Annotated in this window: 24 protein-coding genes; 11 read left to right on the forward strand and 13 right to left on the reverse strand. The window is 34.9% G+C overall.

Annotated elements, in window-relative coordinates; translation table 11 throughout:
* Nucleotides 1-107: 107 nt before the first annotated feature.
* From ACFO7M_RS09295 to recF, 9 genes are all read right to left on the reverse strand, one after another.
* A complete protein-coding gene (locus tag ACFO7M_RS09295; RefSeq protein WP_379735295.1) occupies nucleotides 108-1352 on the reverse strand; it encodes an MFS transporter in 1245 nt (414 codons plus the stop codon).
* 63 nt (nucleotides 1353-1415) lie between these two features.
* Nucleotides 1416-1964 (reverse strand): RNA polymerase sigma factor, encoded by a 549-nt coding sequence (locus ACFO7M_RS09300; RefSeq protein WP_379714509.1) that lies wholly within the window; start codon nucleotides 1962-1964, stop codon nucleotides 1416-1418.
* Nucleotides 1955-3067: a glycosyltransferase gene (locus ACFO7M_RS09305; protein WP_379714511.1), complete on the reverse strand. Its 1113-nt coding sequence runs from the start codon at nucleotides 3065-3067 to the stop codon at nucleotides 1955-1957. The genes ACFO7M_RS09300 and ACFO7M_RS09305 overlap by 10 nt, the downstream gene beginning before the upstream one ends.
* Nucleotides 3068-3128: 61 nt before the next feature.
* The gene (locus ACFO7M_RS09310) at nucleotides 3129-3749 is read right to left on the reverse strand and encodes an FMN-binding negative transcriptional regulator (protein ID WP_379735297.1); all 621 of its coding nucleotides are present in this window, start codon (nucleotides 3747-3749) and stop codon (nucleotides 3129-3131) included.
* 10 nt (nucleotides 3750-3759) lie between these two features.
* Nucleotides 3760-4452, reverse strand: a complete 693-nt coding sequence (locus ACFO7M_RS09315) for a phytanoyl-CoA dioxygenase family protein (protein WP_379735299.1) — start codon at nucleotides 4450-4452, stop codon at nucleotides 3760-3762.
* Nucleotides 4453-4484: 32 nt separating this feature from the next.
* The gene (murB, locus tag ACFO7M_RS09320; RefSeq protein ID WP_379735301.1) at nucleotides 4485-5498 is read right to left on the reverse strand and encodes a UDP-N-acetylmuramate dehydrogenase; all 1014 of its coding nucleotides are present in this window, start codon (nucleotides 5496-5498) and stop codon (nucleotides 4485-4487) included.
* Nucleotides 5499-5539: 41 nt separating this feature from the next.
* A complete protein-coding gene (locus ACFO7M_RS09325) occupies nucleotides 5540-6214 on the reverse strand; it encodes a DUF2461 domain-containing protein (protein WP_379735302.1) in 675 nt (224 codons plus the stop codon).
* Nucleotides 6214-6912, reverse strand: a complete 699-nt coding sequence (gene trxA, locus ACFO7M_RS09330) for a thioredoxin (RefSeq protein ID WP_379714521.1) — start codon at nucleotides 6910-6912, stop codon at nucleotides 6214-6216. The genes ACFO7M_RS09325 and trxA overlap by 1 nt, the downstream gene beginning before the upstream one ends.
* A 26-nt stretch (nucleotides 6913-6938) precedes the next feature.
* Nucleotides 6939-8018: a DNA replication/repair protein RecF gene (recF, locus tag ACFO7M_RS09335; protein WP_379714524.1), complete on the reverse strand. Its 1080-nt coding sequence runs from the start codon at nucleotides 8016-8018 to the stop codon at nucleotides 6939-6941.
* A 129-nt stretch (nucleotides 8019-8147) separates the two neighbouring features.
* On the opposite strand from recF, the gene ACFO7M_RS09340 reads away from it, so the two are divergent.
* From ACFO7M_RS09340 to ACFO7M_RS09365, 6 genes are all read left to right on the forward strand, one after another.
* Nucleotides 8148-8939 (forward strand): tetratricopeptide repeat protein, encoded by a 792-nt coding sequence (locus ACFO7M_RS09340; protein ID WP_379714527.1) that lies wholly within the window; start codon nucleotides 8148-8150, stop codon nucleotides 8937-8939.
* 52 nt (nucleotides 8940-8991) lie between these two features.
* Nucleotides 8992-9480 carry a 6,7-dimethyl-8-ribityllumazine synthase gene (gene ribH / locus ACFO7M_RS09345; protein ID WP_379714529.1) on the forward strand — a complete coding sequence of 163 codons (489 nt, stop codon included), beginning with the start codon at nucleotides 8992-8994 and terminating at the stop codon, nucleotides 9478-9480.
* Between the two features lie 78 nt (nucleotides 9481-9558).
* Entirely contained in the window at nucleotides 9559-10329 is a 771-nt protein-coding gene (gene rluF / locus ACFO7M_RS09350) for a 23S rRNA pseudouridine(2604) synthase RluF (protein ID WP_379735304.1), read from the forward strand.
* A gap of 138 nt (nucleotides 10330-10467) precedes the next feature.
* Nucleotides 10468-12153, forward strand: a complete 1686-nt coding sequence (locus ACFO7M_RS09355) for a hypothetical protein (protein ID WP_379735306.1) — start codon at nucleotides 10468-10470, stop codon at nucleotides 12151-12153.
* Entirely contained in the window at nucleotides 12146-13396 is a 1251-nt protein-coding gene (locus tag ACFO7M_RS09360; RefSeq protein ID WP_379735308.1) for a radical SAM protein, read from the forward strand. Before ACFO7M_RS09355 ends, ACFO7M_RS09360 begins: the two co-directional genes overlap by 8 nt.
* Nucleotides 13396-14103, forward strand: coding sequence for a sterol desaturase family protein (locus tag ACFO7M_RS09365; protein ID WP_379735310.1), 708 nt, complete (start codon nucleotides 13396-13398; stop codon nucleotides 14101-14103). The genes ACFO7M_RS09360 and ACFO7M_RS09365 overlap by 1 nt, the downstream gene beginning before the upstream one ends.
* 4 nt (nucleotides 14104-14107) lie before the next feature.
* On the opposite strand, the gene ACFO7M_RS09370 is transcribed toward ACFO7M_RS09365, so the two are convergent.
* Entirely contained in the window at nucleotides 14108-15670 is a 1563-nt protein-coding gene (locus tag ACFO7M_RS09370; RefSeq protein WP_379735312.1) for an NAD(P)/FAD-dependent oxidoreductase, read from the reverse strand.
* A 117-nt stretch (nucleotides 15671-15787) separates the two neighbouring features.
* On the opposite strand from ACFO7M_RS09370, the gene ACFO7M_RS09375 reads away from it, so the two are divergent.
* Nucleotides 15788-16024 (forward strand): hypothetical protein, encoded by a 237-nt coding sequence (locus tag ACFO7M_RS09375; protein ID WP_379714543.1) that lies wholly within the window; start codon nucleotides 15788-15790, stop codon nucleotides 16022-16024.
* A 60-nt stretch (nucleotides 16025-16084) separates the two neighbouring features.
* On the opposite strand, the gene recQ is transcribed toward ACFO7M_RS09375, so the two are convergent.
* Nucleotides 16085-18280: a DNA helicase RecQ gene (gene recQ / locus ACFO7M_RS09380; RefSeq protein ID WP_379714545.1), complete on the reverse strand. Its 2196-nt coding sequence runs from the start codon at nucleotides 18278-18280 to the stop codon at nucleotides 16085-16087.
* Between the two features lie 83 nt (nucleotides 18281-18363).
* Between recQ and ACFO7M_RS09385 the strand changes: the two genes are divergently transcribed.
* The 4 genes from ACFO7M_RS09385 to lptB all read left to right on the forward strand — a co-directional run bounded on the left by ACFO7M_RS09385 (nucleotide 18364) and on the right by lptB (nucleotide 21346).
* A complete protein-coding gene (locus tag ACFO7M_RS09385) occupies nucleotides 18364-19329 on the forward strand; it encodes a KpsF/GutQ family sugar-phosphate isomerase (RefSeq protein ID WP_379714548.1) in 966 nt (321 codons plus the stop codon).
* Between the two features lies 1 nt (nucleotide 19330).
* Complete coding sequence (gene tatC / locus ACFO7M_RS09390; protein ID WP_379714551.1) at nucleotides 19331-20161, forward strand: twin-arginine translocase subunit TatC; 831 nt, start codon at nucleotides 19331-19333, stop codon at nucleotides 20159-20161.
* Nucleotides 20136-20486 carry a carboxymuconolactone decarboxylase family protein gene (locus ACFO7M_RS09395; protein WP_379714554.1) on the forward strand — a complete coding sequence of 117 codons (351 nt, stop codon included), beginning with the start codon at nucleotides 20136-20138 and terminating at the stop codon, nucleotides 20484-20486. Before tatC ends, ACFO7M_RS09395 begins: the two co-directional genes overlap by 26 nt.
* A 119-nt stretch (nucleotides 20487-20605) precedes the next feature.
* Nucleotides 20606-21346 carry an LPS export ABC transporter ATP-binding protein gene (gene lptB / locus ACFO7M_RS09400; protein WP_379714557.1) on the forward strand — a complete coding sequence of 247 codons (741 nt, stop codon included), beginning with the start codon at nucleotides 20606-20608 and terminating at the stop codon, nucleotides 21344-21346.
* 51 nt (nucleotides 21347-21397) lie between these two features.
* Here the strand turns inward: lptB and ACFO7M_RS09405 are convergent, their stop codons facing one another.
* The gene (locus ACFO7M_RS09405; RefSeq protein ID WP_379714559.1) at nucleotides 21398-22246 is read right to left on the reverse strand and encodes a glycoside hydrolase family 25 protein; all 849 of its coding nucleotides are present in this window, start codon (nucleotides 22244-22246) and stop codon (nucleotides 21398-21400) included.
* A 3-nt stretch (nucleotides 22247-22249) separates the two neighbouring features.
* The gene (locus tag ACFO7M_RS09410) at nucleotides 22250-22966 is read right to left on the reverse strand and encodes a CDP-alcohol phosphatidyltransferase family protein (RefSeq protein ID WP_379714561.1); all 717 of its coding nucleotides are present in this window, start codon (nucleotides 22964-22966) and stop codon (nucleotides 22250-22252) included.
* Between the last annotated feature and the right edge of the window lie 16 nt (nucleotides 22967-22982).

Here is a 22982-nt window from a genome sequence, read left to right on the forward strand (position 1 = left end):
ATAGGTTAATTAATAATCTTTTACTGATTACGTTAACCACATGAAAATATCATGCCAAAAATTAGTTAAAAGTTAAATTATTTATAAATTTTTAGTAAAATCACTATTTATTCAATAAAATCAAGATCTTTTCCATGCGTTTCTTTAACCGTCAAAGTTGCGTAAATACCTAAGGCAAAAGCGATTGCACCCACAATAGTTGCCGCAACAATCACTCCGTAATCTTCTTTGAAAAATCCAAAGCCAAAAAGCATAGCTGGTAGCAATCCGCGCACCATATTTGGAATTGTTGTAGTAGCAGTACTACGAATATTGGTTCCAAATTGTTCTGCCGCAACCGTCACAAACATTGCCCAATACCCCGTTCCCAAGCCCAACCAACAACAAAAGAAATAATACCATCCTTCTGAATTAGTTCCTCCATACAACATCAATAGCACACCAACAATAGTAAACAGCATCATATAAAAAATCGCTTTTTTTCGAGAATGCAAAGCATGAGAAATAAAGCCACTTAAAAAATCTCCAACAGAAATCCCCACATACCCCCACATAATGGCTTTCCCTGGAACTAAATTATCAATACCCAATTCTGGCGCAAACTGATTCGCCATTTGAGCTAAAATCCCGATACAAAACCAGGTTGGCAAACCTATAGCTACGCATTTTAAATAACGGATGAATCGTTCTCTGTTGGTAAAAAAAGAAAAGAAATTACCTTTAGCAACATTCTCTTGCTTTTCTACATCTTTATAAATACCCGATTCCACTACACCTACTCTTAAGAATAACAACAGCAACCCCAGAGTTCCACCAATGAAATAAGCAGTTGTCCAGCTACCCGCCAATTCAACAGAAAGTTGCGCCACTACAGCACCCATCAATCCAAAACCCGCCACAATGGAAGTTCCAATAGCACGCAATTCTTTTGGCAAGGATTCTGAAACCAAGGTGATACCCGCACCTAATTCACCAGCTAGGCCAATACCCGCAATAAAACGCAATACAGAATATACCATTGTTTTATCTTCAAAAGGGAAATACGGCAAAAAACCACAGGCGATATTCGCTAATGAATACACTATTATAGAACCAAACAATACAGAAAGCCTACCTTTTTTATCCCCTAAAACACCCCAGAGAATTCCACCGATAAGCAAACCAAACATTTGGTAACTCATGATTAAAGTACCTGCAACATCAGGATTGAGCTCCAAAGCTTTTAGACTAGGTACTCGGACAATACCAAAGAGTAATAAATCGTAAATATCAACAAAATAGCCTAAGGCAGCTACGATAACTGGTAAAGAAAATAAGTGTTTGAGTTTTTCTTGGTTAGAGAAAGTTTGCATCTTTTTTGGTTTTTGGCCAAAGATAAAAATTCAAACTTGAGAAACGGAATTTGGTTTTGAAATTTATCCTTTCGATATAATTTCCGCCAATAATTTTTTTGCCCGAAGTAATTTAATTTTAACATTATTAAGTGGCTCGTTCAATTCGTCGGCAATTTCCTGGTAACTCATTTCTTGAAAATAGCGCATTTGAATTACTTCTTGGTAAGCAGGCTTTAATTCTTTGATAAACTGAAGCAATCGATTTAGATTTTGCTCCGTAATAATTTGATCTTCTGCAGATGGCGAATCATCGGCAATTCCATAAGCGATATCATCTTCTTCATCGGTAATATCGATAAATAAAGATGATTTTTTCTTACGCAACAAGTCAATATGCACATTTTTAGCAATAGCAATTAACCAAGTATTGAATTGGTATTCGGGATTGTAGGTAGCAATTTTATCAAAAGCTTTTGAAAACGTTTCTATAGCAATATCCTCTGCATCGGTTTCATTTTCGGTCCGTTGCAACATAAAACCATAGACTTCATTCCAATATTTGTCCAGCAAATAGGTAAATGCTACTTGGTCGCCTCGAATGGCTTTATCAATGTAATGCTTTATTTCCAAGTAACAGGTTTTGACAAAATGTTTCTAAAAAACACGTTTAATTGTGTGAAGATAAGAATTATTTCTAAAAGAGGATACCAATACATTACGTCTTTTTCATCTAGTTTACCAGCAGAGAATCCTAAAGAAATCCAAGAAGCCAAATAACGAAAGACAATAGCACCTAAAACCACAATCCATTCAAACTGTAAAGACAAAAGTGGAATTGGAAGGATAAAAAACAACAATTGTGTACAATAAAACAACCCTAATTGCGCCTTATCAAAACCTTTGTAATATTTTGCTGTTGAAGCATGGCGGCGTTTTTGCATGAACCATTCTCCAAAACTTTCTTTTGCTTTTGAATACGTAAAACCATCCGGATCGAAAGAAATTGCCGTTTTAGACTTTGTAGCTGCCTCATTAACGAACAAATCATCATCACCTGAACGTATTTTCATGTGATTAACAAACCCGTTTACTCTAAAAAACTCTTCTCTTTTGTAGGCTAAATTGCGACCAACACCCATATACGGTTTACCAATTTTTGCCCAACCAAAATATTGAGTTGCGGTTAACAATGTTTCGAATCGGATTAATTTATTCAAGAAACCACTGTCTTTTTCATAAGCACCGTATCCCAAAACAAATGTTTTATGCATGGTAAAATGAGACGTCATCTCGGCAATCCATTCGGTGGAAGCTGGATAACAATCGGCATCCGTAAACAACAAATATTCTTTGGTTGCTGCCTTAATTCCTAAGGTTAACGCAAATTTTTTATTTCCCCAAAACGCTTCGTTGTTTTCAACCTTAACCAATTTCAAATTGGAATGTTTGGTTTGAAATTCTTCAATAAGTGCAATAGTATCATCACTAGAAGCATCATCGATAATGACCACTTCATAGTTTGGATAATTTTGATTCAGTAACAACGGAAGATATTCTTCAATGTTCTTTTGTTCGTTTTTGGCACAAACAATTACCGAAACCGAAAGATGTTTAGGTGCAATTTTTTCATTTTTGGCAAAAGAAAATTTACCAAAAACCAACAGGTAATATAACGCCTGAATGGCTACTACTGCTAGAAAAACGAAAAGTAAAACAAGTAAAAACTGCTCCATAAACCACATTAAAATTGTGGCGCAAAGGTAATAAAAAAGTTAACAGATTGCAGTAATCCTTTTAGAGATTTGTTCTGTTTTTCCTCATTTCTTCAGCGACTTGACGATCGTCTGTTTTATTTGATTTTTCGAGATGCGTTATAATGTTCTTATAGTTTTTATCGTCACGATTTTGTGACATCTTTTTAACCGCTTGTAAATCGGTAATATCAATTTCGAACGCCAAAATTCCACGCGCTTGAAGCATTGTCGTTTCCGACAGCTCTTCTACTTTGACAGGATTTTCCTGGTTTTTCTCATACTTATTCACCAACTTCGCCAAAGAAGCAACCGATTCCTCATAATTAAGCAATCTAAGTTTTCCATATACATGAACCGCAATGTAATTCCAAGTAGGCACATTTTCATGATCATACCAAGACGAGGAAATGTAGGTATGCGGACCACTAAAAATAGCCAACACTTCATCTCCTTCGGTAAAATTTTCAGCTTGAGGATTAGCTTTTGAAATATGTCCACCCAAGATTTTATTTCCTTTTGAAGTCGTTTCTAAAAACAAAGGGGTGTGCGTTCCCCAAAGCTTACCATTAGTTTGATTCACAAGAATTGCAAAGCCATTTTCGTTTAGAAACTGTTCAATTTCTACTTGATTTTCGTTTAAGTATAAATCAGGAATGTACATTATTTTTTTATTAGATTTTTAATAATTCGGACCATTCCAAATTATTATTCAGCATTAAATTAGAAAATTCAATATGCAAAACTCTTCGACGCATTTGATTTGTAGTACGCGTTGAAGCATGAAACAACAAAGGTTTCATCAACATAACCCCACCTTTATTTACTTCACACACCACTTCCTTCTCGTTTGACCAATTAATAGATTCGGTTCTACAAATTCCATACAAGTGAGATTTTTCAAGAACCTTCACCGCTCCATTTTCTGCAGTAGTATCATCAAGATGAATTCTAACAGTAAAAATATTCTCCAGAATATAATTTGGTGGCTGAACTGAAAATTGATTTTGCTTTTTAGTCCAATTTGAAAATCCTTCAACCTCAAATTTCTCATCCACAGAAATCGTTAAATCCTGATGGTATGCAACAAACCAATTTGACATTTCGGGCTTATCAAAATAGATTGATTTCACAACAAAACAATCTTCTCCTCCAACTGATTGCATAATCCTGACAAGGTTTTCATTAAAAATTAACGGTTGAATTTCGGGAATTTCCTTCAACACCTTCCGAATTGCAAAAATATCTTTTGTTTTTCTGAAAGCCTCGTTATTCGAATTGGCTGAATCAATAACACCAATAATATGATTTACTTCGTCTATTGAATAAACATCATTTACAATTGAGAATCCATTTTCGATCAACATTTCACTCACCATCGACTACCTTTCCTTTAAAACTAAATCACATTCACTTCTGCTTCAATAGCAATGGTATATTTTTCAAAAATCGTTTTTTGGATTTCTTTAGAAAGATTCACAATTTCCTGTCCGGTGGCATTACCATAATTCACCAATACCAAAGCTTGATTTTTGTGCACTCCAGCATCGCCAATACGCATTCCTTTAAATCCGGCTTCTTCAATTAACCATCCGGCCGGCACTTTCACTTCTGTTGGAGAAATTTCGTAATATTTCATGTGAGGAAATTGGGCATGCACTTTTTCAAAATGCTCTCGAGTTATGATTGGATTTTTAAAGAAACTTCCACTATTTCCTAATTCTTTCGGATCAGGCAATTTGCTTTGTCTAATAGCAATTACGGCGTTACTCACATCTTTAATCGAGGCTTCAGCCACATTCTGTTTTTCCAGTTCCTTTGTAATATCTCCGTAGGAAATATTAATTTTATGATTGTGTTTGGTTAACTTAAACACAACCGAAGTGATGATATACTGATCTTTCGCTTCATGTTTAAAAATACTTTCTCGGTAGCCAAAATTACATTCTTCTTTCGTAAAGGTTTTCATTTCTTGTGTAGCAATATTAATCGCATCACAGGATATAAAAGTATCTTTGATTTCAGCACCATACGCACCAATATTTTGAACTGGTGTAGTTCCCACATTTCCGGGAATTAAAGACATGTTCTCTAGTCCACCGAAATTATGGTCAATATTCCAAAGGACAAATTCGTGCCAGTTTTCACCCGCCTGACCTTCAACCCACACAAAATCATCGTCTTCTTTGATTACTTTTTTCCCTTTTAAATCGATATGAATCACCAAAGCATCTAAATCTTGCGTTAAAAGCATATTACTTCCACCTCCTAAAACAAACTTTTTCTTTGTACTATTTTGTTCCAAAATTTCTTTTAGTTCCGAAATAGAATGCACTGCAACAAATTCTTTTGCTTTGGCATCGATTCCAAAAGTGTTGTGGTTTTTAAGGGAAAAATTATATTGAATTTCCATGAAATTGTATGAATTGTAAATTATAAAATTGATAAAAGAGTTTATTCTTCCGTTTCTAATCCGCGATTTAAGAAATCATTCAAAGGCTTGATTACAATCAGTTTTTGGGCAATTTTTCGGGCAAAATCTTTATCCAAAAACAATTTATCATCAATTTTTTGAGAAACCGTAAAGCTTTTTAATTTCAGAAAATCAATAGCAGGATGATTTGAATCATAACCTTTAGGTGCCGACTTCAACATATTGCCTTCCTCTACATCAATGGCCCCGAATTCTTTTTTGAAACTGGAATCTTCCACTACTTTTTCCAAATCCTCATAAAAGAAAGCAATTTCCTTTCTGATCTTCTTTAAATCACTAGCTTCAGGACACCATATTCCACCAGCCACAAACGAATTTCCCTTTTCGTAATGCACGTAGTATCCAGCACTGTTTTTTCGGTTACGATTGGTCGTCATCCAAATGCCCATGTTGGTTTTATACGGTGATTTATCTTTCGAAAAACGAATATCTCTATTGATACGAAAAGTACAATTTTTAACCTCCAATTGGTCTAGAGACGGATCCAAAGGTTTCATTTCTTGAAGCACGGAAGCAATTAACTGATGATAATCCTTTTTATAAGACTCATACCGTTTTTTATTGTCATGCATCCATTCGGTGGCATTATTGTTTTTTAAATCCTCCAGAAATTGAATCGCTTCTTTAGTAAACATTATAATTTCTTTTTTAAATCTTCCTCACTGATATATCCAAGATTCTTCCAGATTTCCTCACCTTTTTTATATAAAATAAGTGTAGGCAATCCTTCGATTTTAAGTTGTTGCGCTAATAATTGATTTTTATCGGCGTCAATTTTAACAATTACTAAGTCACCTTTCATTTCCGCCTTCATTTTTTCCATATACGGTGCCATTTTTTTACAAGGACCGCACCATTCTGCATAAAAATCGATTAAGACTTTTTTATCCGATTGCGTTATTTTTTTATATTCATCCAGTGACATTCCATTAGCATTTGGTGCCGGCTTTCCTAAACCCAAAGCATTCCATTTGGTAATTCCGCCTTCCATATTGTAGACTTCTTTAAATCCCAACTCAGTCAAATGATTAGCCGCCTTTGAACTCCTACCGCCAGCAAGACAATACACAAAAACTGGCTTGTTTTTATCCAACTGTGCTACTTCTTTGTCAAAAGCAGAATTATTAATATTAATATTGACTGCATTATCCAAATGCTGACCATTGAATTCTTCAGGAGTTCTAACATCCAAAACCTGCGCCCCTTTAGTAACTCCAATTTTCTCTGTAAAAGCTTTAGGATCTAAATCGGTTACCGACTTATCCGTTTGCCCTTTACAACCAGTTAAAGTCACTGATACTAAGTATAAAAAAATGATAATTGTATTTTTCATAGGTTAAAAAATTTATGCTAAGATAATTAAATATTGAAAATCTTGTAGCTCTGATGCGTCTGCTTTACAATGTTTTCTGTACGTTCTGGATGCGTATCCGAAATAAACAACTGACCGAATTGATCGTTGTCAACCATTGAAATAATTTTAGAAACACGTATTTCATCTAGTTTATCAAAAATATCATCAAAAAGTAGAATTGGTTTTTCACCACTTTGTTTTTTCACAAATTCGAACTGCGCCAATTTCAAAGCAATCAAGAATGATTTTTGTTGTCCTTGGGAACCAAATTTCTTAATGGAAAAACCTTCAATTTCAAACAAAAGATCATCCTTATGAACCCCAACACTGGTATATTGCAATGCTCTATCTTTCGCACTATTTTCCTGAAGAAGCGACAATAACCCTTGGTTGTGTAATTGACTTTCATACACTAATTGTACATTTTCAGTCGAATTGGAAATATCTTGATAATAGCTATTAAAAATCGGAATAAACTGATCTAGAAATTCCTTTCTTTTGGCAAAAATTCGTGTCCCAAGAGCATCAAGCTGCTCATTGTAAATTTCCAAAGTTGAAGATTCAAATACACGATTGAGTGCAAAATACTTTAATAATGCATTACGCTGCATGATTATTTTTTGGTAATGAATCAAATCCTGTAGATAAACCACATCCAATTGTGCAATAACACTATCCATGAACTTACGTCTGGTTTCACTACCTTCACGAATCAAATCAGCATCTGTTGGGGAAATAATTACGAGTGGAATAAACCCCAAATGATCCGAAAACTTTTCATATAACTTACCGTTGCGTTTCAGAATCTTTTTTTGTCCCTTTTTGAGGCTACATAAAATTTGCTCTGCGCGACCTTGCTTTTCGAACTCACCATCAATAACAAAAAAATCCTGCCCATGTCTGATGTTTTGTACCGCCAAAGTATTAAAATAGCTTTTCCCGAAGGCCAAATGATAGATCGCATCAAGGACATTGGTTTTACCTATACCGTTTCTTCCTACAAAACAATTGATCTTTTGCTCGAACTCGAAATGAATTTCTTCAAAATTTTTAAAATTTAATGCTGAAATTTTTTTTAAGTACATAAAATACTGCAGATTGTGGGTTTGCAATCAAAGTTGCTAAAGTGCTCGCAAATTATTAAAAATATAGTGAAAACTTGTTTTGTTTTTCAATAAAAATTTTATTTTTGCACCTCACTAATTAAAATACAAATGGCAACTTATAATAAAAGAGGATACAAAGCTCCAAAACCTGAAGCTGAGAATGTAGAAAATGTAGCTGATCTGGAACAAGACATCAAAGTTGATGAAAAAGACAGTACAACCGCTAATGTATTTAACACATTAGACGAAACAGCATCCAAAACGGAAGAGTTTGTTGCTAAAAATCAAAATATTATTTTAGGAATTGTAGGAGGAATTGCACTTGTTGTAGCTGGTTATTTATTGTATCAGAAATTTGTTGCTGGTCCATCTGAAAACAATGCGGCTAGTGACATGTACCAAGCACAAAAATATTTCCAACAAGCAGTAGACGCTCCTGAAACCAATGACTCTCTTTACAATTTAGCCTTAAATGGTGGTGAAGGAAAACAAGGTTTCTTAGACATCATCAAAAACCACGCTGGAACCGATGCTGGAAACTTAGCTAACTATTATGCAGGTGTTGCTTATTTGAACACAAAGCAATTTGATAAAGCAATCTCTCATTTATCTGATTTCTCGACAAAAGATCAATATGTTAATGCTAATGCAATTGGACTTATTGGAGATGCTAAATCTGAGTTAAACAAACCGGAAGAAGCTTTGGAATATTACGTTAAAGCTGCTGAAAGCTCAAATAACAAAGTAACAACACCTCGTTTCTTATTAAAAGCAGGACAAGTGGCTTTATCATTAGGTAAAAAAGAGGACGCTTTAAAATATTTCACTCAAATTAAAGAAAAATTTGAAGATGTTCAAGAAGCTCAAAACATCGATGCTTTAATTGGACTAGCTCAATAAGAAATTGAAATTAGAACAATTCTTTTTCAATTCACCATTCTAAATTTAGAAAATGGCTACAGAAAATAAAAATTTATCGAATTATGATAAAAACACAATCCCAAATGCGAAAGATTTTCGGTTTGGGATTGTTGTTTCTGAATGGAACGAAACCATAACAGAAGGATTATACAAAGGTGCAGAAGCAGCGCTTTTAGACTGTGGCACTTTACCAGAAAACATTATCAGATGGAATGTTCCGGGAAGTTTTGAATTGATTTATGGTGCCAAAAAAATGATTGAAACACAAAATGTAGATTGTGTAATCACAATCGGATGTGTTATCAAAGGCGAAACCATGCATTTTGAATTCGTTTGCGAAGGAGTAACTCAAGGGATCAAGGATTTGAACATTCAAACTGATGTACCCGTTATTTTTTGTTTACTTACAGACAACACCATGCAACAATCCATTGATCGCAGTGGTGGCAAACACGGAAACAAAGGAACAGAAGCTGCTATTGCCGCAATCAAAATGGCTGATCTTAGAAAAAAAGCATAACTCAAAATCCTCAAACTATATAAAATCACCAAAGCCTGCATCTAAAGCAGGTTTTAGTTTTTTTAATACCTTTGCAAAATGGAAGAAAATAAAACACGCATCAATAAATTCCTTTCCGAAACCGGCTTTTGTTCACGTCGTGAAGCCGACAAGCTTTTGGAACAGGGACGTATTACCATAAACGGAAAAACACCTGAATTAGGAACCAAAGTCTCATTGGAAGATGAAATTCGTGTCGATGGAAAATTAATTCGTGAAAAAACTTCCAAACCAGTTTATTTGGCTTTTAATAAACCAGTCGGTATTGAATGTACTACGAATCAAAGTGTCAAAAACAACATTGTCGATTATATCAATTATCCGAAACGTATTTTCCCAATCGGACGTTTAGATAAAGCCAGCGAAGGATTGATTTTCATGACAGATGATGGTGATATCGTCAACAAAATACTCCGTGCAAGAAATAATCACGAGAAAGAATATATCGTCACTGTTAATAAGCCGATAACTGATCGTTTCATTGACCGAATGGGAAATGGAGTTCCAATTCTTGATACAGTAACTAGAAAGTGTAAGGTAGAACAAGTCAGCAAATCTGTATTCCGAATCGTTTTAACACAAGGTTTGAACCGACAAATTCGTCGTATGTGCGAATACCTAGGTTATGAGGTTACAGCTTTAAAACGCACCAGAATAATCAATATTTCTTTAGACGTACCAGTTGGTCGTTATCGTGATTTATCGGATGCCGAAATAAACGAATTGAATACTTTAATCGCACCGTCTAGTAAAACGGAGGAAGCAAGTTTACCTAAACCTATTTTAAATAGAGGAAATAGAAGACAATAAGCTAGTTTCCAATATAGAGTTACCAAATTCTTAACCCACTTTTTCTGAATAAAAAAAAGAGCAACCGGATTTTTTTTCGTAATTTTACTTGCTTCAAATCTTTGATTTTTAACATTTTACAAACAAAAGCTAAATGTTATGAAAACAAAACAAAGATTATCCGTTTCTAGTCTTTTACATCTGCTTAGAAAAAGCAACAAGACGTTGGCTTATTTTTTTACGTTTTGTATTTTGAACCTCACCATAAGCTGTTCGTATTATGGTATGAAAAGAACCCAAATTAGTAGCACAAACTTTTCCTCAGAATACAAAACAGCAACATCAAAAAAGCAGCGTTATATTATCCTACATGATAACAGTTCTATCAAACACCTTACAAATGTTAGCCTTGATGATGAAAAAAAAATCATATCAGCCGATGTAGAGCCAGTGGATCCAAAGTATCACTTATACCCAATTAAAGAAGGAAAAAAAACAGCGAGTTACACCAAATCGAAAGTCAATAAAACGTTAGAGCTTCATTTCTATACCAATAAAACCATTGACGAATCGCAACCCGTAAACCTTTCCTATTCTGACATTTACCTAATGGAAGTATACGAACCTAACACTCAAAGAACCGTTTTAAACGCTGTAGGTGGTACGTTGGCTGCATTAGCATTAGTCGCCATCATAATTGCAGCAACTAAAAGCTCTTGTCCTTTCGTTTATAGCCACAATGGAAACGAATACACTTTTGCCGGCGAAATGTATCCAGGTGCTATTTTACCTAACCTAGAAAGAATCGATTATTTGCCTTTGCCTAATTGCGTTCCTGATGAAAACAATCAGTTTTCAATCAAAATCACTAACGAATTACAAGAAGTACAACAAACCGATCTTGTAGAACTAGTTGTAGTTGAACATCCTGAAAACATCGAAGTGCTATTAGACCAAAAAGGTGGCATACAAACCATAACTCAAAAAATATCTCCAAAAAAAATAATAAGCAATCAAAAGAATTTGATTCTTCAGCCTGCATTACACAAAGACCACAACACCTATTTATTCGATTCTAAATCAAACAAGAAAGGCATAAACACTTTGGAATTAAGTTTCAAAAAAGAAGCTACAGAGAACGGAAAACTAATACTCTCCGCTAAGAACACGCTTTGGTTTGATTATCTGTATGGTAAATTCAATGAAAAATTTGGAAGCTACTTCACAACTTTTCAAGAAAAACAACGCAAAACATCGAAAGAAGAACTGGAAAACTGGAGAAACAATCAATCTATTCCTCTTTCGGTATATCTCAAATCCAATGGCGAATGGAAACTAATAGAACAAATAAATCCAGTTGGACCAATGGCATTCAGAGATATAGTTATCCCAATAGAATTTAAAGACATTACTGAACCCACAATAGAATTAAAGTTAGAAACTGGATTTATGTTTTGGGAAGTGGATTATATTGCCATGGATCAAAATTTAAATTATCCCGTATCAATCTCAACATTACAACCTAATGAAGCTATTGATGAAAACGGAACCGATGTTACAGATCTGCTCATCCATTCAGATCAAAATTATTTGATTCAACCTTCAACAACAAACGAAGTCACCGTAAAGTTCCGTTCAAAAATCCCTAAAAAAAGACATCATCAATCGGTATTTTTAAAAAACAAAGGCTATTACGAATACATTCGAAATTATACCAACCGACCCCATTTTTCTGAATTGAAAACATTTAGAAATCCAGGGAGACTTTCCGAGTTTTCTGAAGAAGAATATTTCAAATTCATCACACAAAAAAACATTAACGAAATTGTTTTTAAACATGAATAGTCGAAAAAATCATTTCATTTCTCCTTCAATGAATTTGCTTTATGAGATTACTCATGCGAAACGATTACCTATTCCTAAAAAAATTCAACAAAAGATCATTTTCGGGTTTAAAAAAGAAATTATTGAATTGTTTTTCCGCTTTACCATCTTCAGCATAGCTATCAAAACTTACAAAAACCCTATACTTTGGGTTAAAGTTCCATTAGCATTAGACAGAAAAAGACGTGAAAATATCGGAACTCACCGATTGAAAAAACTTGCACAAATTGAGAAAACCTACTTTTGGGGTTTGTACACACCGGGATGGAGTTGGAAAAGTCAGACATTTAAAAATTTTATCGCCGGAGAGATGAATCGCATCGTTCCATTTTCTAAAAAAAGTAATCGGTTGACTAATGCCTATGTTTCCATTACAAAAAAGTGCGCTTTGCAATGCGAACATTGTTACGAATGGGAGAATCTAAACAAAAAAGAAACACTTTCTCAGGAAGAGTTACATCAAACAATAGAAAAACTACAAAATCTTGGGGTTGCTTTAATACACTTTTCGGGAGGTGAACCGCTAATAAAAATAGATTGTATTATCGAACTAATAGCAAAATCAACAAAAGGAACCGATTTTTGGGTTTTAACATCTGGATTCAAATTAACTTCAGAAAATGCGAAAAAATTAAAACAGGCAGGATTAAAAGGAGTTATCGTCAGCTTGGATCATTTCATTCCGGAAGAGCACAATCGATTTAGAGGATTTAAAGACGCCTATTTTTGGGTAGAAACTGCTGTTCAAAATGCCATTCAAAATAATTTAGCTGTTGCACTCTCCATTTGTTTAACTAAAAGTTTTACAACACCTGAAAATCTAATGCAATATGTGTTATTAGCCAAAAAATTGGGAGTAACCTTTGTTCAATTTTTGGAACCAAGAGCCGTTGGTCATTATGCCAATATGGATGTAGATTTAAAGGAAGAACAAATTCAATTACTGGAGGAATTCTATTTAAAATTGAATTATTCATCCAAATACCAAGATTTCCCCTTAATTACATACCATGGATACAATCAAAGAAGAATGGGTTGCTCTGGAGCTGGCAACAGAAGTCTGTATATAGATTCTGAGGGAGAAGCAAATGCCTGTCCATTTTGTCAAAAGAATAGTGGCTCCTTTGTTTATGATGATTCTTCAGTAGTATTCACATCTCTCAAATCAAATGGATGTCAAAAATTTAATCAAAATACAAACTGATGTTTTTTACTGAAGAACATAAGTGGATTTTTGGAGCATTTCTATTTGCTTTACGATTTTATGCTATTGCGGCTGGTTTCTATTTCCTTTTTTATATTTGGAAATCCAAGAAAATAGCTACGCATAAAATACAACCCGAATATCCTGAAAGAAAACAACTCAAAAAAGAATTTTTGCTTTCAACATCCACAATGTTGATTTATGGTCTATCAGCTTCCCTTCTTTTATTCTGGTATGACAGAGGACTAACAACAATATATACTTCAGTACAACCATTAGGCTATTGCTATCTTATCTTAAGTATTCTTTACATGATTTGCCTTCATGACTGCTACTTTTACTGGACTCATACACTTATGCATCGTGTATCTTTCTTCTACCAATTCCACAAAATACATCATCAATCTCATAACTTAAATCCATGGAGTGCTTTTGCATTTCACCCAGTTGAAGCATTACTTTCTCTTGGAATCATGCCATTGATTATCTTCATTATTCCTGTACATCCACTTGCATTACTTATCTTCTTCACAATTGTGACTGTTTACAACATCATAATACACTTAGGATATAAGATACAATCTGCCGGATTGTCAAACGGCATACAGAATACAGCTGAAAATCACGAATTACACCATCGGGAAGAAAGATACAATTTCGGGCTATACTTTACGTTCTGGGATAAAATAATGAAAACCTATAGGTAAAAAGTTACGAATTTTGAAATTTTGCACACTCAATAGCGCATTTTTCGCCATCAATTGCAGCAGAAATAATTCCACCTGCATAACCTGCACCTTCACCACAAGGATACAAACCTTTTATCTCTAAATGTTCCAACGTGTAAGGATCACGAGGAATGCGTACCGGAGATGAAGTTCTGCTTTCCGGTGCGTGTAATATAGCCTCATTAGTATAATAACCTTTCATCGATTTTCCGAATTGTGTAAATCCTTCACGCATGATTTGTGTTAAGAATCCTGGAAAAACCTGTCCTAATTCAACCGAGGTTGTCCCTGGCACATAAGATGTTTTAGGTATATCCGCTGATACTTTACTTTGCGTAAAGTCAACCAACCGTTGTGCTGGTACTTTCTGAGTTTCACCTGCCAAATTCCATGCTTTTTGCTCAATTGCCTTTTGAAATTCCATTCCTGCCAGTGCACCATGTTTAGCAAAAGGCTTAAAATCTTCCAACTTTAATTCGACAACAATTCCTGAATTTGCAGTAATCTGATCTCTTTTAGATGGTGACCAACCATTAGTCACTACTTCTCCCGGACTGGTTGCACATGGAGCAATAACCCCACCCGGGCACATACAGAAAGAATACATTCCTCGACCGTTCACTTGCTTCACAATTGAATAGGGTGCCGGTGGTAAAAATTCACCTCTGAAATCACAGGAATATTGAATACTATCGATTAAACTTTGTGGATGTTCTGCACGAACGCCCAAAGCAAAAGGTTTTGCTTCAATCAGTATCTTTTTTCGATTTAATAATTCAAAAATATCACGAGCCGAATGACCCGTAGCCAAAATAATTTTTTTTGCATTAATGATAGTTCCATTTTGAATCATCACGCCTTCGACTTGATTATTCTTTACAAGAATATCGGTCACGCGAGTTTCAAATAAAACTTCACCACCAAATTCTTTGATTTTTTCTCGAATATCCTGAATAATTTGAGGCAATTTATTCGTTCCGATATGCGGATGAGCTTCGACTAAAATTTCTGGTGTTGCTCCGAAGGCTACTAATAATCGCAAAATCCGGTCAACATCGCCACGTTTTTTGGAACGAGTATACAATTTCCCATCAGAATAGGTTCCTGCTCCCCCTTCTCCAAAACAATAATTAGAATCTTCATTTACGATATGATCCCTATTAATCGCTTTTAAATCACGTCGTCGTCCTCGAACATCCTTCCCTCTTTCTACAAGTATAGGTTTAATCCCCAATTCTATGAGTTGTAACGCTGCAAATAAACCGGCAGGACCTGCTCCAACTACAATAACTTCTTGAGCATTGGATACGTTTTTATAATCGGGTAAATCTATCAATTCTTCTATAAAAGACTCACCTTTAAAATATACATTCGCTTTGATATTGATTTTAATTGCTTTCTGTCGTGCATCGATAGAACGTTTCAAGACAGACACTTTTTGAATATCTCCTTCGGAAACTTGCATCAATTTAGCAATATGCTGATTCAACAGCAATTCATTAGCAGCAATTTCGGGAGCGACTTGTATTTGTAATTCTTTTGGCATTTCGGATTATTGTATTTTCAGATTGCAGTCTTCTGATAAATTTACGACAAAAGTAATAATTTATAAGGACATCATAATAGCATAATCCTTTGTAACTTTACAGCTTTCAATATTAAAATGGAACGCAAAATCAAATTAATTTGGGACTTCAGAGGTCCAGCTGCTGCAAAAACAGCAGAACATCATGAAATTCACTTGAAAGAATACATTATAATTGAACAATTCCCCATCAACATTACGGGTTTTGAAATCATCAATGATATGTATGCACTTGCATATATGGTCGTTAGTGATGAGAATATGATTCAGGTCAGAGACACTTTAAAACCCCACCGAGGAGAACTTTTTGAATAAAAAAAATCTCAAGTTTCAAAATTGAATACTTGAGATTTAATTATATAGTATTAAATAAAATTAATTCGCTACTTCACTAATAAACTTTATACGCATTAAGCGCAATTCTTCGGTATCATAATCTCCGTCAAACTCATCTAAAGCATCTTGGATTTTATCTGAATGCGATTCCATGAAATATTCATGAATTTCTTCTTGTTGATCGTCATCCAGAATATCATCAATCCAATACTTGATGTTCAATTTAGTTCCTGAATACACAATTTGCTCCATTTCTTTCAACAATGTATCCATATCCAACCCTTTAGCTTTGGCAATATCATCCAAAGGCAATTTTCGGTCAATATTTTGAATAATATACAATTTCAGAGCCGAATTTGCACCCGTTGATTTCACGACAAGATCATCCGGACGCATGATATCATTGTCCTCAACATATCTTGCGATCAATTCTACGAATTCCTTACCGTATTTTTTTGCTTTTCCTTCACCAACTCCATGAACATTACTCAATTCGTCTATAGAAACCGGATATTTCAGTGCCATATCTTCTAATGAGGGCTCTTGAAAAACCACGAACGGCGGAACACCTAATTTTTTAGCCACTTTTTTTCGCAAATCGATTAGCATGGTCATCAAAGCTTCATCCGCTGTTCCCGAAGACTTTGCTGCAGTTACAATAGCTTCATCTTCTGCTTCACTATATTCATGATCTTCAGACATCATAAAGGATTGCGGATTTTTGACAAAATCATGTCCTTTTTCAGTCACTTTCAAAACACCGTAACTCTCTATATCTTTCGAAAGCAATCCATCCACTAAAACTTGTCGAATGAGTGCCATCCAGAATTTTTCATCAAAATCTTTACCTTTCCCAAAAAACTTCTGAGCATCTGTACGGTGTGCCTTGATAGTTGCATTTAACTTGCCGATAAGCGTCAAAACAATCTCTTTCGGTTTGTATAATTCCTTTGTATCTCGAATGGTTTCCAATAGAATAACCACTTGATCTTTAGCTTCTGATTTTTTCTTAGGATTACGAACATTGTCATCCATGTCGCCTCCTTCACCAGTTTCGTTGTCGAATTCTTCTCCAAAATAATGAAGTAGAAATTTACGACGAGACATAGAGGTTTCCGCATAAGAAACTACTTCTTGCAACAAAGCAAAACCAACTTCCTGTTCTGCAACAGGTTTTCCTGCCATAAACTTTTCTAGCTTTTCAACATCTTTATACGAATAGTAGGCCAAACAATGCCCTTCACCACCATCTCTACCGGCGCGTCCAGTTTCCTGATAGTAACTTTCCAACGATTTAGGAATATCATGATGAATTACAAAACGCACATCAGGCTTATCGATACCCATTCCGAAAGCAATAGTAGCCACCACAACATCAACATCTTCCATGAGGAACATATCTTGATGTTTTGCTCTTGTTTTTGCATCCAAACCGGCATGATAAGGAACCGCTGAAACACCATTCACTTGTAGAACCTGAGCGATTTCCTCCACTTTCTTGCGCGACAAACAATAAATCACACCCGATTTTCCTTTGTGTTGCTTGATAAAACGAATAATATCACCTTCTACATTTTTTGTTTTGGTGCGTACTTCGTAAAATAAATTTGGACGATTGAATGAAGCTTTAAAGGTATTCGCATCAGGCATATCCAAATTTTTAAGAATATCTTCTTGCACTTTTGGAGTAGCAGTGGCAGTTAAACCAATAATCGGAATGTCTCCCAATGCTTTGATTATATTTCTAAGATTACGATATTCCGGTCTAAAATCATGACCCCATTCTGAAATACAGTGTGCTTCATCAATGGCTACAAAAGACAATTTCTCATTGCGAAGAAATTCTACATATTCTTCTTTCGTCAAGGATTCAGGAGCAACATAGAGTAACTTGGTCAACCCGGAAGAAATATCTTTTTTTACTTGATTGATTTCCGTTTTCGTCAAAGATGAATTCAAAACATGGGCAATACCAAATTCAGAACCTAAACTACGTAAAGCATCCACTTGATTTTTCATCAAAGCAATTAATGGTGAAACCACAATTGCCGTTCCTTCCTGTATCAACGCAGGCAATTGATAGCACAACGACTTACCACCGCCTGTCGGCATAATGACAAAGGTATTTTTTCCTGAAACGATGCTTCGAACCACTTGTTCCTGAAGTCCTTTGAACTGGTCGAAACCAAAATATTTTTTTAATTCCTTATGAATATCAATTTCGTGTGAATTCATTCTATAATCGAGGTATTTTTATAAATTTGCACTTATAAAGATACAAATTTCTTTTTCACACACAAATTTAAAACTTTTCTGTTTTGATATCAAAAGAAAATATTTTGGCCAGCGCCAAAAACACCATTTTATCGCAAAGTGAATCGGTGGCTCAACTAGTTAATTACCTGTCGGATGACTTTGCACAATCTGTAGAACTAATTTACAAAAGCAAAGGAAGACTTGTCGTAACAGGAATTGGGAAAAGCGCTATAATTGCACAAAAAATGGTTGCCACATTCAATTCGACGGGAACACCAAGCATGTTTTTACATGCTGCCGAAGCCATTCACGGAGATTTAGGCATGGTACAACCTAACGATGTAGTCATCTGCATTTCAAAAAGCGGTAATAGTCCAGAAATCAAAGTCTTGGTTCCGTTATTAAAGCGATATGGCAATCCATTAATTGGAATGACAGCCAATTTAACTTCATTTTTAGGCAAAGAATCCGACTTGGTTTTGAACGCCTTTGTAGAAAAAGAATCCTGCCCTAACAACTTAGCACCAACAAACAGCACCACTGCGCAATTAGTTTTAGGAGATGCAGTAGCCGTTTGCTTAATGGAATTACGCAATTTCAGAAGTGATGATTTTGCAAAATATCATCCTGGCGGCGCATTAGGAAAGAAATTATTATTACGGGTTAGCGACATGCTGGATAGAACCCACAAACCAATGGTCACACCAACATCATCTATAAAAGACGTGATTGTTGAAATTTCAGAAAAACGTTTAGGTGTTACTGCTGTTATCGAAGATAAAAAACTTGTAGGAATCATAACTGATGGTGATATCCGAAGAATGCTAAATAAAAACGAAACCATATCGGGATTGATTGCAAAAGACATTATGACTGTCAATCCAAAAACAGTACAACTAAACTCGATGGTAGTTGATGCGTTCAACACTATGGAAGATTTTTCCATCACTCAAATGGTGGTTGAAGACGATAGCGAATATGTTGGCATCCTACACATTCACGATATTTTAAAAGAAGGAATCATATAAAATGGCGAAGAAAAACTTAAGTGAAATGTCCTTTTTGGACCATCTTGAAGAATTGAGATGGCTATTAGTGAGAAGTTCAATTGCAATTGTAATACTGGCAGTTGCTGTATATTTTGTTTCTGATTATATTTTTAATGAAATTATTTTCGGTCCTACCAAAGTCGATTTTGTGACCTATCGCTTCTTTTGCGATGCATCACATTACTTGGGTTTTGCTGAAACCATCTGTATTGAAGAACTACCTTTCACCATTCAAAACACCAGCATGGAAGGACAAGTCAATGTTTTTGTATGGACTTGTATTACTGCAGGATTCATCTTGGGTTTCCCTTACATCTTATGGGAAATCTGGAAATTTATAAGTCCGGCGTTATATGAAAAGGAGCGCAAATACGCCAAAGTATTTGTATTCACAGCCTCTCTTTTGTTTTTCATAGGAGTTCTTTTCGGATACTATGTAATTGTTCCGATGTCGGTTAATTTCGTAGCCACATTTTCTGTCAGTGAAGTAGTTAAAAACGAATTCAATCTGGAATCTTACATCAGTATGATCAAGACTTCGGTGATTGCCGGTGGTTTATTTTTCGAACTGCCTATCATCATTTATTTGCTGACCAAATTAGGTTTAGTAACACCAACCTTTTTACAGAACACACGAAAATACGCCGTAGTTATCGTTCTTATTATCGCCGCTATTGTAACACCTCCAGATGTTGTGAGTCAGGTTACTGTAGCCGTACCGATGCTTTTAATCTATGAAATAAGCATCTTGATTTCTAAATTCGTAGTAAAAAAACAAGAAAAAAATGAGCAACTTAGTACAAGAGTTTAACGATTATCGTTCAAAAATGAACGAAAAACTATTAGCTGACGACAACAAAGTCATCAAACGCATTTTCAATTTGGACACCAACACTTACGCTGAAGGTGCCTTGGATGTAAAAACCAAAGAATTATTGGGATTAGTAGCTTCTGCTGTATTGCGTTGTGACGATTGCATTAAATACCATTTGGAAACTTGTTATAAATTAGGCATCAATCGCAAAGAAATGATGGAAGCCATGAGTGTAGCCACTCTTGTTGGTGGTACCATTGTGATTCCACACTTGAGAAGAGCTTATGAGTTTTGGGAAGCTTTGGAAGAATCAAAACAATAACCCGAACACAACGTAAGTCAAAATAAATAATTGTTAATTCAGTTATTGATTTATCCGGTTATTCGTTACTTTGTAAAACCTAAGGAATTTAGTTCCTTTACAACTTAGAAACATAAAAAATGATATTAAGAGCTGATCATTTAATCAAGACTTATAAAAAAAGAACCGTTGTTAAAGGCATTTCGGTTGAAGTGAATCAAGGTGAAATTGTTGGTTTATTAGGACCAAATGGTGCGGGAAAAACCACTTCATTCTATATGATTGTAGGCTTGGTAAAACCGAATTCAGGAAATATTTATTTGGATGATATGAATATTACTGATTTCCCGATGTACAAACGTGCTCAAAACGGAATTGGTTATCTGGCTCAGGAAGCTTCTGTTTTCAGAAAAATGAGTATTGAAGATAATATCATGAGTGTTTTACAATTAACCAATCTGACCAAAGCCGAACAAGAAGCAAAAATGGAAGCCTTAATTGAAGAATTTTCATTAGGACATATTCGAACCAATCGTGGTGACTTACTATCAGGAGGTGAACGTCGTCGTACAGAAATTGCCCGATGTTTGGCAACCGACCCTAAATTCATTCTTTTGGATGAACCTTTTGCAGGTGTTGACCCCGTAGCTGTTGAAGACATTCAACGAATCGTAGCTAAATTAAAGAATAAAAATATTGGAATTTTAATTACTGATCACAACGTTCAAGAAACACTTGCTATCACTGATAAGACCTACTTAATGTTTGAAGGTGGTATCTTGAAAGCTGGAGTCCCTGAAGAATTAGTAGAAGACGAAATGGTGCGCCGTGTTTACCTAGGGCAAAACTTTGAGTTGAGAAGAACTAAGATTGAGTTTTAACAACTCAAAAGTAAAAAGCGATTACAGCTATTACTATCGCTGTTTTCGCTTTTATTTTATTAGTATTTCTTTCATTTCAACCGAAGTACCATTGTAAATATTAATATCTACCGGACCTTTGATTCCGTATACTTTACCATTTTCGGAAAATTGCCAAATCGACCATTCATCGTCAATATCTTTGTAAAAAGCAGTATAATTAGCAATCCAGAACGGATAATTTTCAAAGTCATCTTTTAAAAAATCTTCATAGTAACTTTCACTACTATAAATTATCGGTTTCACACCATAGTGCTGTTCTACACGTTCCAACCAACGTCTCAAACCGACTTTCAATCTTTCAATGGATTGTTCTTTTGGTAATTTTTCTATATCCAATACCGGAGGAAAATCACCCTCAACCAAAGTTACTTGTTTTATAAAATTATCAGCTTGCTCAATAGAATTTTCATTAGGGCGATAATAATGATATGCTCCACAAATCCAACCTTTTTCTTTCGCTTTCTTCCAATATTTCTTAAATTTATAATCAGGTCTGTCATTTCCTACACTAGCACGAATAAACACAAATTCAATCGGATAACCACCTTCAATTTCTTTCACTTCATCCCAATCTATCTTATTCTGATACTCTGAAATATCAATACCGAAGGATTTCTCAATATGCGCATCCAAAACCTTATCTATTGGCATAGAACGCGCTTCGGAAAACAAAATTTTATCCGTAGTATAACCCAGATAACGTGCAAAAACACTTTTTTGACTATAGAGGAAAGTCAGTATACCAAAAGTCACAATCAATTTAAAAAAAAGTGAACTGGAAAAGAAAGAAGGTTTCGGTTCAACTCTCTTTTTAGACACAGGTTTTCGAGAAGAAGGTTTGCGCTTGGTGGTTGCCATTAATTAAGCTTCTTTTTTGGCCAAAAAATTATTTACAATTGAAATTAACACATAGAACAAAATCACCAGTGTTACACCTAAATAACCAAAGACCAACAACAACACAACTGAACTTAAAAGAAAAAACAACTGCAATGCATTTTTCTGAAAACTGAAATTTTTCACTTTCAGAGAAAACAATGGAATTTCAGCATTCATTATAAAAGCACTTAAAAAACAAATCAGAACTAATACCCATTCATTATTTAAAATACCATCTAGAAAATCAATATCACTATATAAAATAACCAAAGGAATGCTGATAATGAACAGCGCATTGGCAGGAGTTGGCAAACCGATAAAAGAATCGGACTGACGAGTATCAATATTAAAATTAGCTAAACGGTAGCATGCACCAAGTGTTATTACAAAACCAGCAAATGGCAAAAACTCTAAAGCATCCAAACCTGCAACCAATCTTTTTAAATACTCGTACATCACCAAACCAGGTACCAATCCGCTAGTAACCATATCCGCCAAAGAATCCAATTGCAATCCTAATTCACTTTGCACTTTGAACATTCGGGCAAAAAAACCATCAAAAAAATCAAGGAAAATTCCCAAACAAACAAAAAAGAAGGCCCATTCAAATTCTCCTTTCGAAGCATACGTAACGGCTACACATCCGGAAAAAAGATTTAAAAGTGTAATAACATTGGGAATTTGAGACTTAATGGTCATAGAAAACTATTTTAGA

The sequence above is a fragment of the Flavobacterium sp. GCM10023249 genome, assembly GCF_042653365.1.
Classification (GTDB): Bacteria; Bacteroidota; Bacteroidia; order Flavobacteriales; family Flavobacteriaceae; genus Flavobacterium.

Coding starts and splice junctions, on each gene's coding strand:
- ACFO7M_RS09395 (WP_379714554.1), top strand. CDS start 20,136: ATGAGCAACTTAGTACAAGAGTTTAACGATTATCGTTCAAAAATGAAC.
- rluF (WP_379735304.1), top strand. CDS start 9,559: ATGGAAGAAAATAAAACACGCATCAATAAATTCCTTTCCGAAACCGGC.
- ACFO7M_RS09360 (WP_379735308.1), top strand. CDS start 12,146: ATGAATAGTCGAAAAAATCATTTCATTTCTCCTTCAATGAATTTGCTT.
- ACFO7M_RS09355 (WP_379735306.1), top strand. CDS start 10,468: ATGAAAACAAAACAAAGATTATCCGTTTCTAGTCTTTTACATCTGCTT.
- tatC (WP_379714551.1), top strand. CDS start 19,331: ATGGCGAAGAAAAACTTAAGTGAAATGTCCTTTTTGGACCATCTTGAA.
- ACFO7M_RS09410 (WP_379714561.1), bottom strand. CDS start 22,966: ATGACCATTAAGTCTCAAATTCCCAATGTTATTACACTTTTAAATCTT.
- ACFO7M_RS09295 (WP_379735295.1), bottom strand. CDS start 1,352: ATGCAAACTTTCTCTAACCAAGAAAAACTCAAACACTTATTTTCTTTA.
- murB (WP_379735301.1), bottom strand. CDS start 5,498: ATGGAAATTCAATATAATTTTTCCCTTAAAAACCACAACACTTTTGGA.
- lptB (WP_379714557.1), top strand. CDS start 20,606: ATGATATTAAGAGCTGATCATTTAATCAAGACTTATAAAAAAAGAACC.
- recF (WP_379714524.1), bottom strand. CDS start 8,018: ATGTACTTAAAAAAAATTTCAGCATTAAATTTTAAAAATTTTGAAGAA.
- ACFO7M_RS09405 (WP_379714559.1), bottom strand. CDS start 22,246: ATGGCAACCACCAAGCGCAAACCTTCTTCTCGAAAACCTGTGTCTAAA.
- ribH (WP_379714529.1), top strand. CDS start 8,992: ATGGCTACAGAAAATAAAAATTTATCGAATTATGATAAAAACACAATC.
- recQ (WP_379714545.1), bottom strand. CDS start 18,280: ATGAATTCACACGAAATTGATATTCATAAGGAATTAAAAAAATATTTT.
- ACFO7M_RS09315 (WP_379735299.1), bottom strand. CDS start 4,452: ATGTTGATCGAAAATGGATTCTCAATTGTAAATGATGTTTATTCAATA.
- ACFO7M_RS09310 (WP_379735297.1), bottom strand. CDS start 3,749: ATGTACATTCCTGATTTATACTTAAACGAAAATCAAGTAGAAATTGAA.
- trxA (WP_379714521.1), bottom strand. CDS start 6,912: ATGAAAAATACAATTATCATTTTTTTATACTTAGTATCAGTGACTTTA.
- ACFO7M_RS09375 (WP_379714543.1), top strand. CDS start 15,788: ATGGAACGCAAAATCAAATTAATTTGGGACTTCAGAGGTCCAGCTGCT.
- ACFO7M_RS09340 (WP_379714527.1), top strand. CDS start 8,148: ATGGCAACTTATAATAAAAGAGGATACAAAGCTCCAAAACCTGAAGCT.
- ACFO7M_RS09365 (WP_379735310.1), top strand. CDS start 13,396: ATGTTTTTTACTGAAGAACATAAGTGGATTTTTGGAGCATTTCTATTT.
- ACFO7M_RS09305 (WP_379714511.1), bottom strand. CDS start 3,067: ATGGAGCAGTTTTTACTTGTTTTACTTTTCGTTTTTCTAGCAGTAGTA.
- ACFO7M_RS09370 (WP_379735312.1), bottom strand. CDS start 15,670: ATGCCAAAAGAATTACAAATACAAGTCGCTCCCGAAATTGCTGCTAAT.
- ACFO7M_RS09325 (WP_379735302.1), bottom strand. CDS start 6,214: ATGTTTACTAAAGAAGCGATTCAATTTCTGGAGGATTTAAAAAACAAT.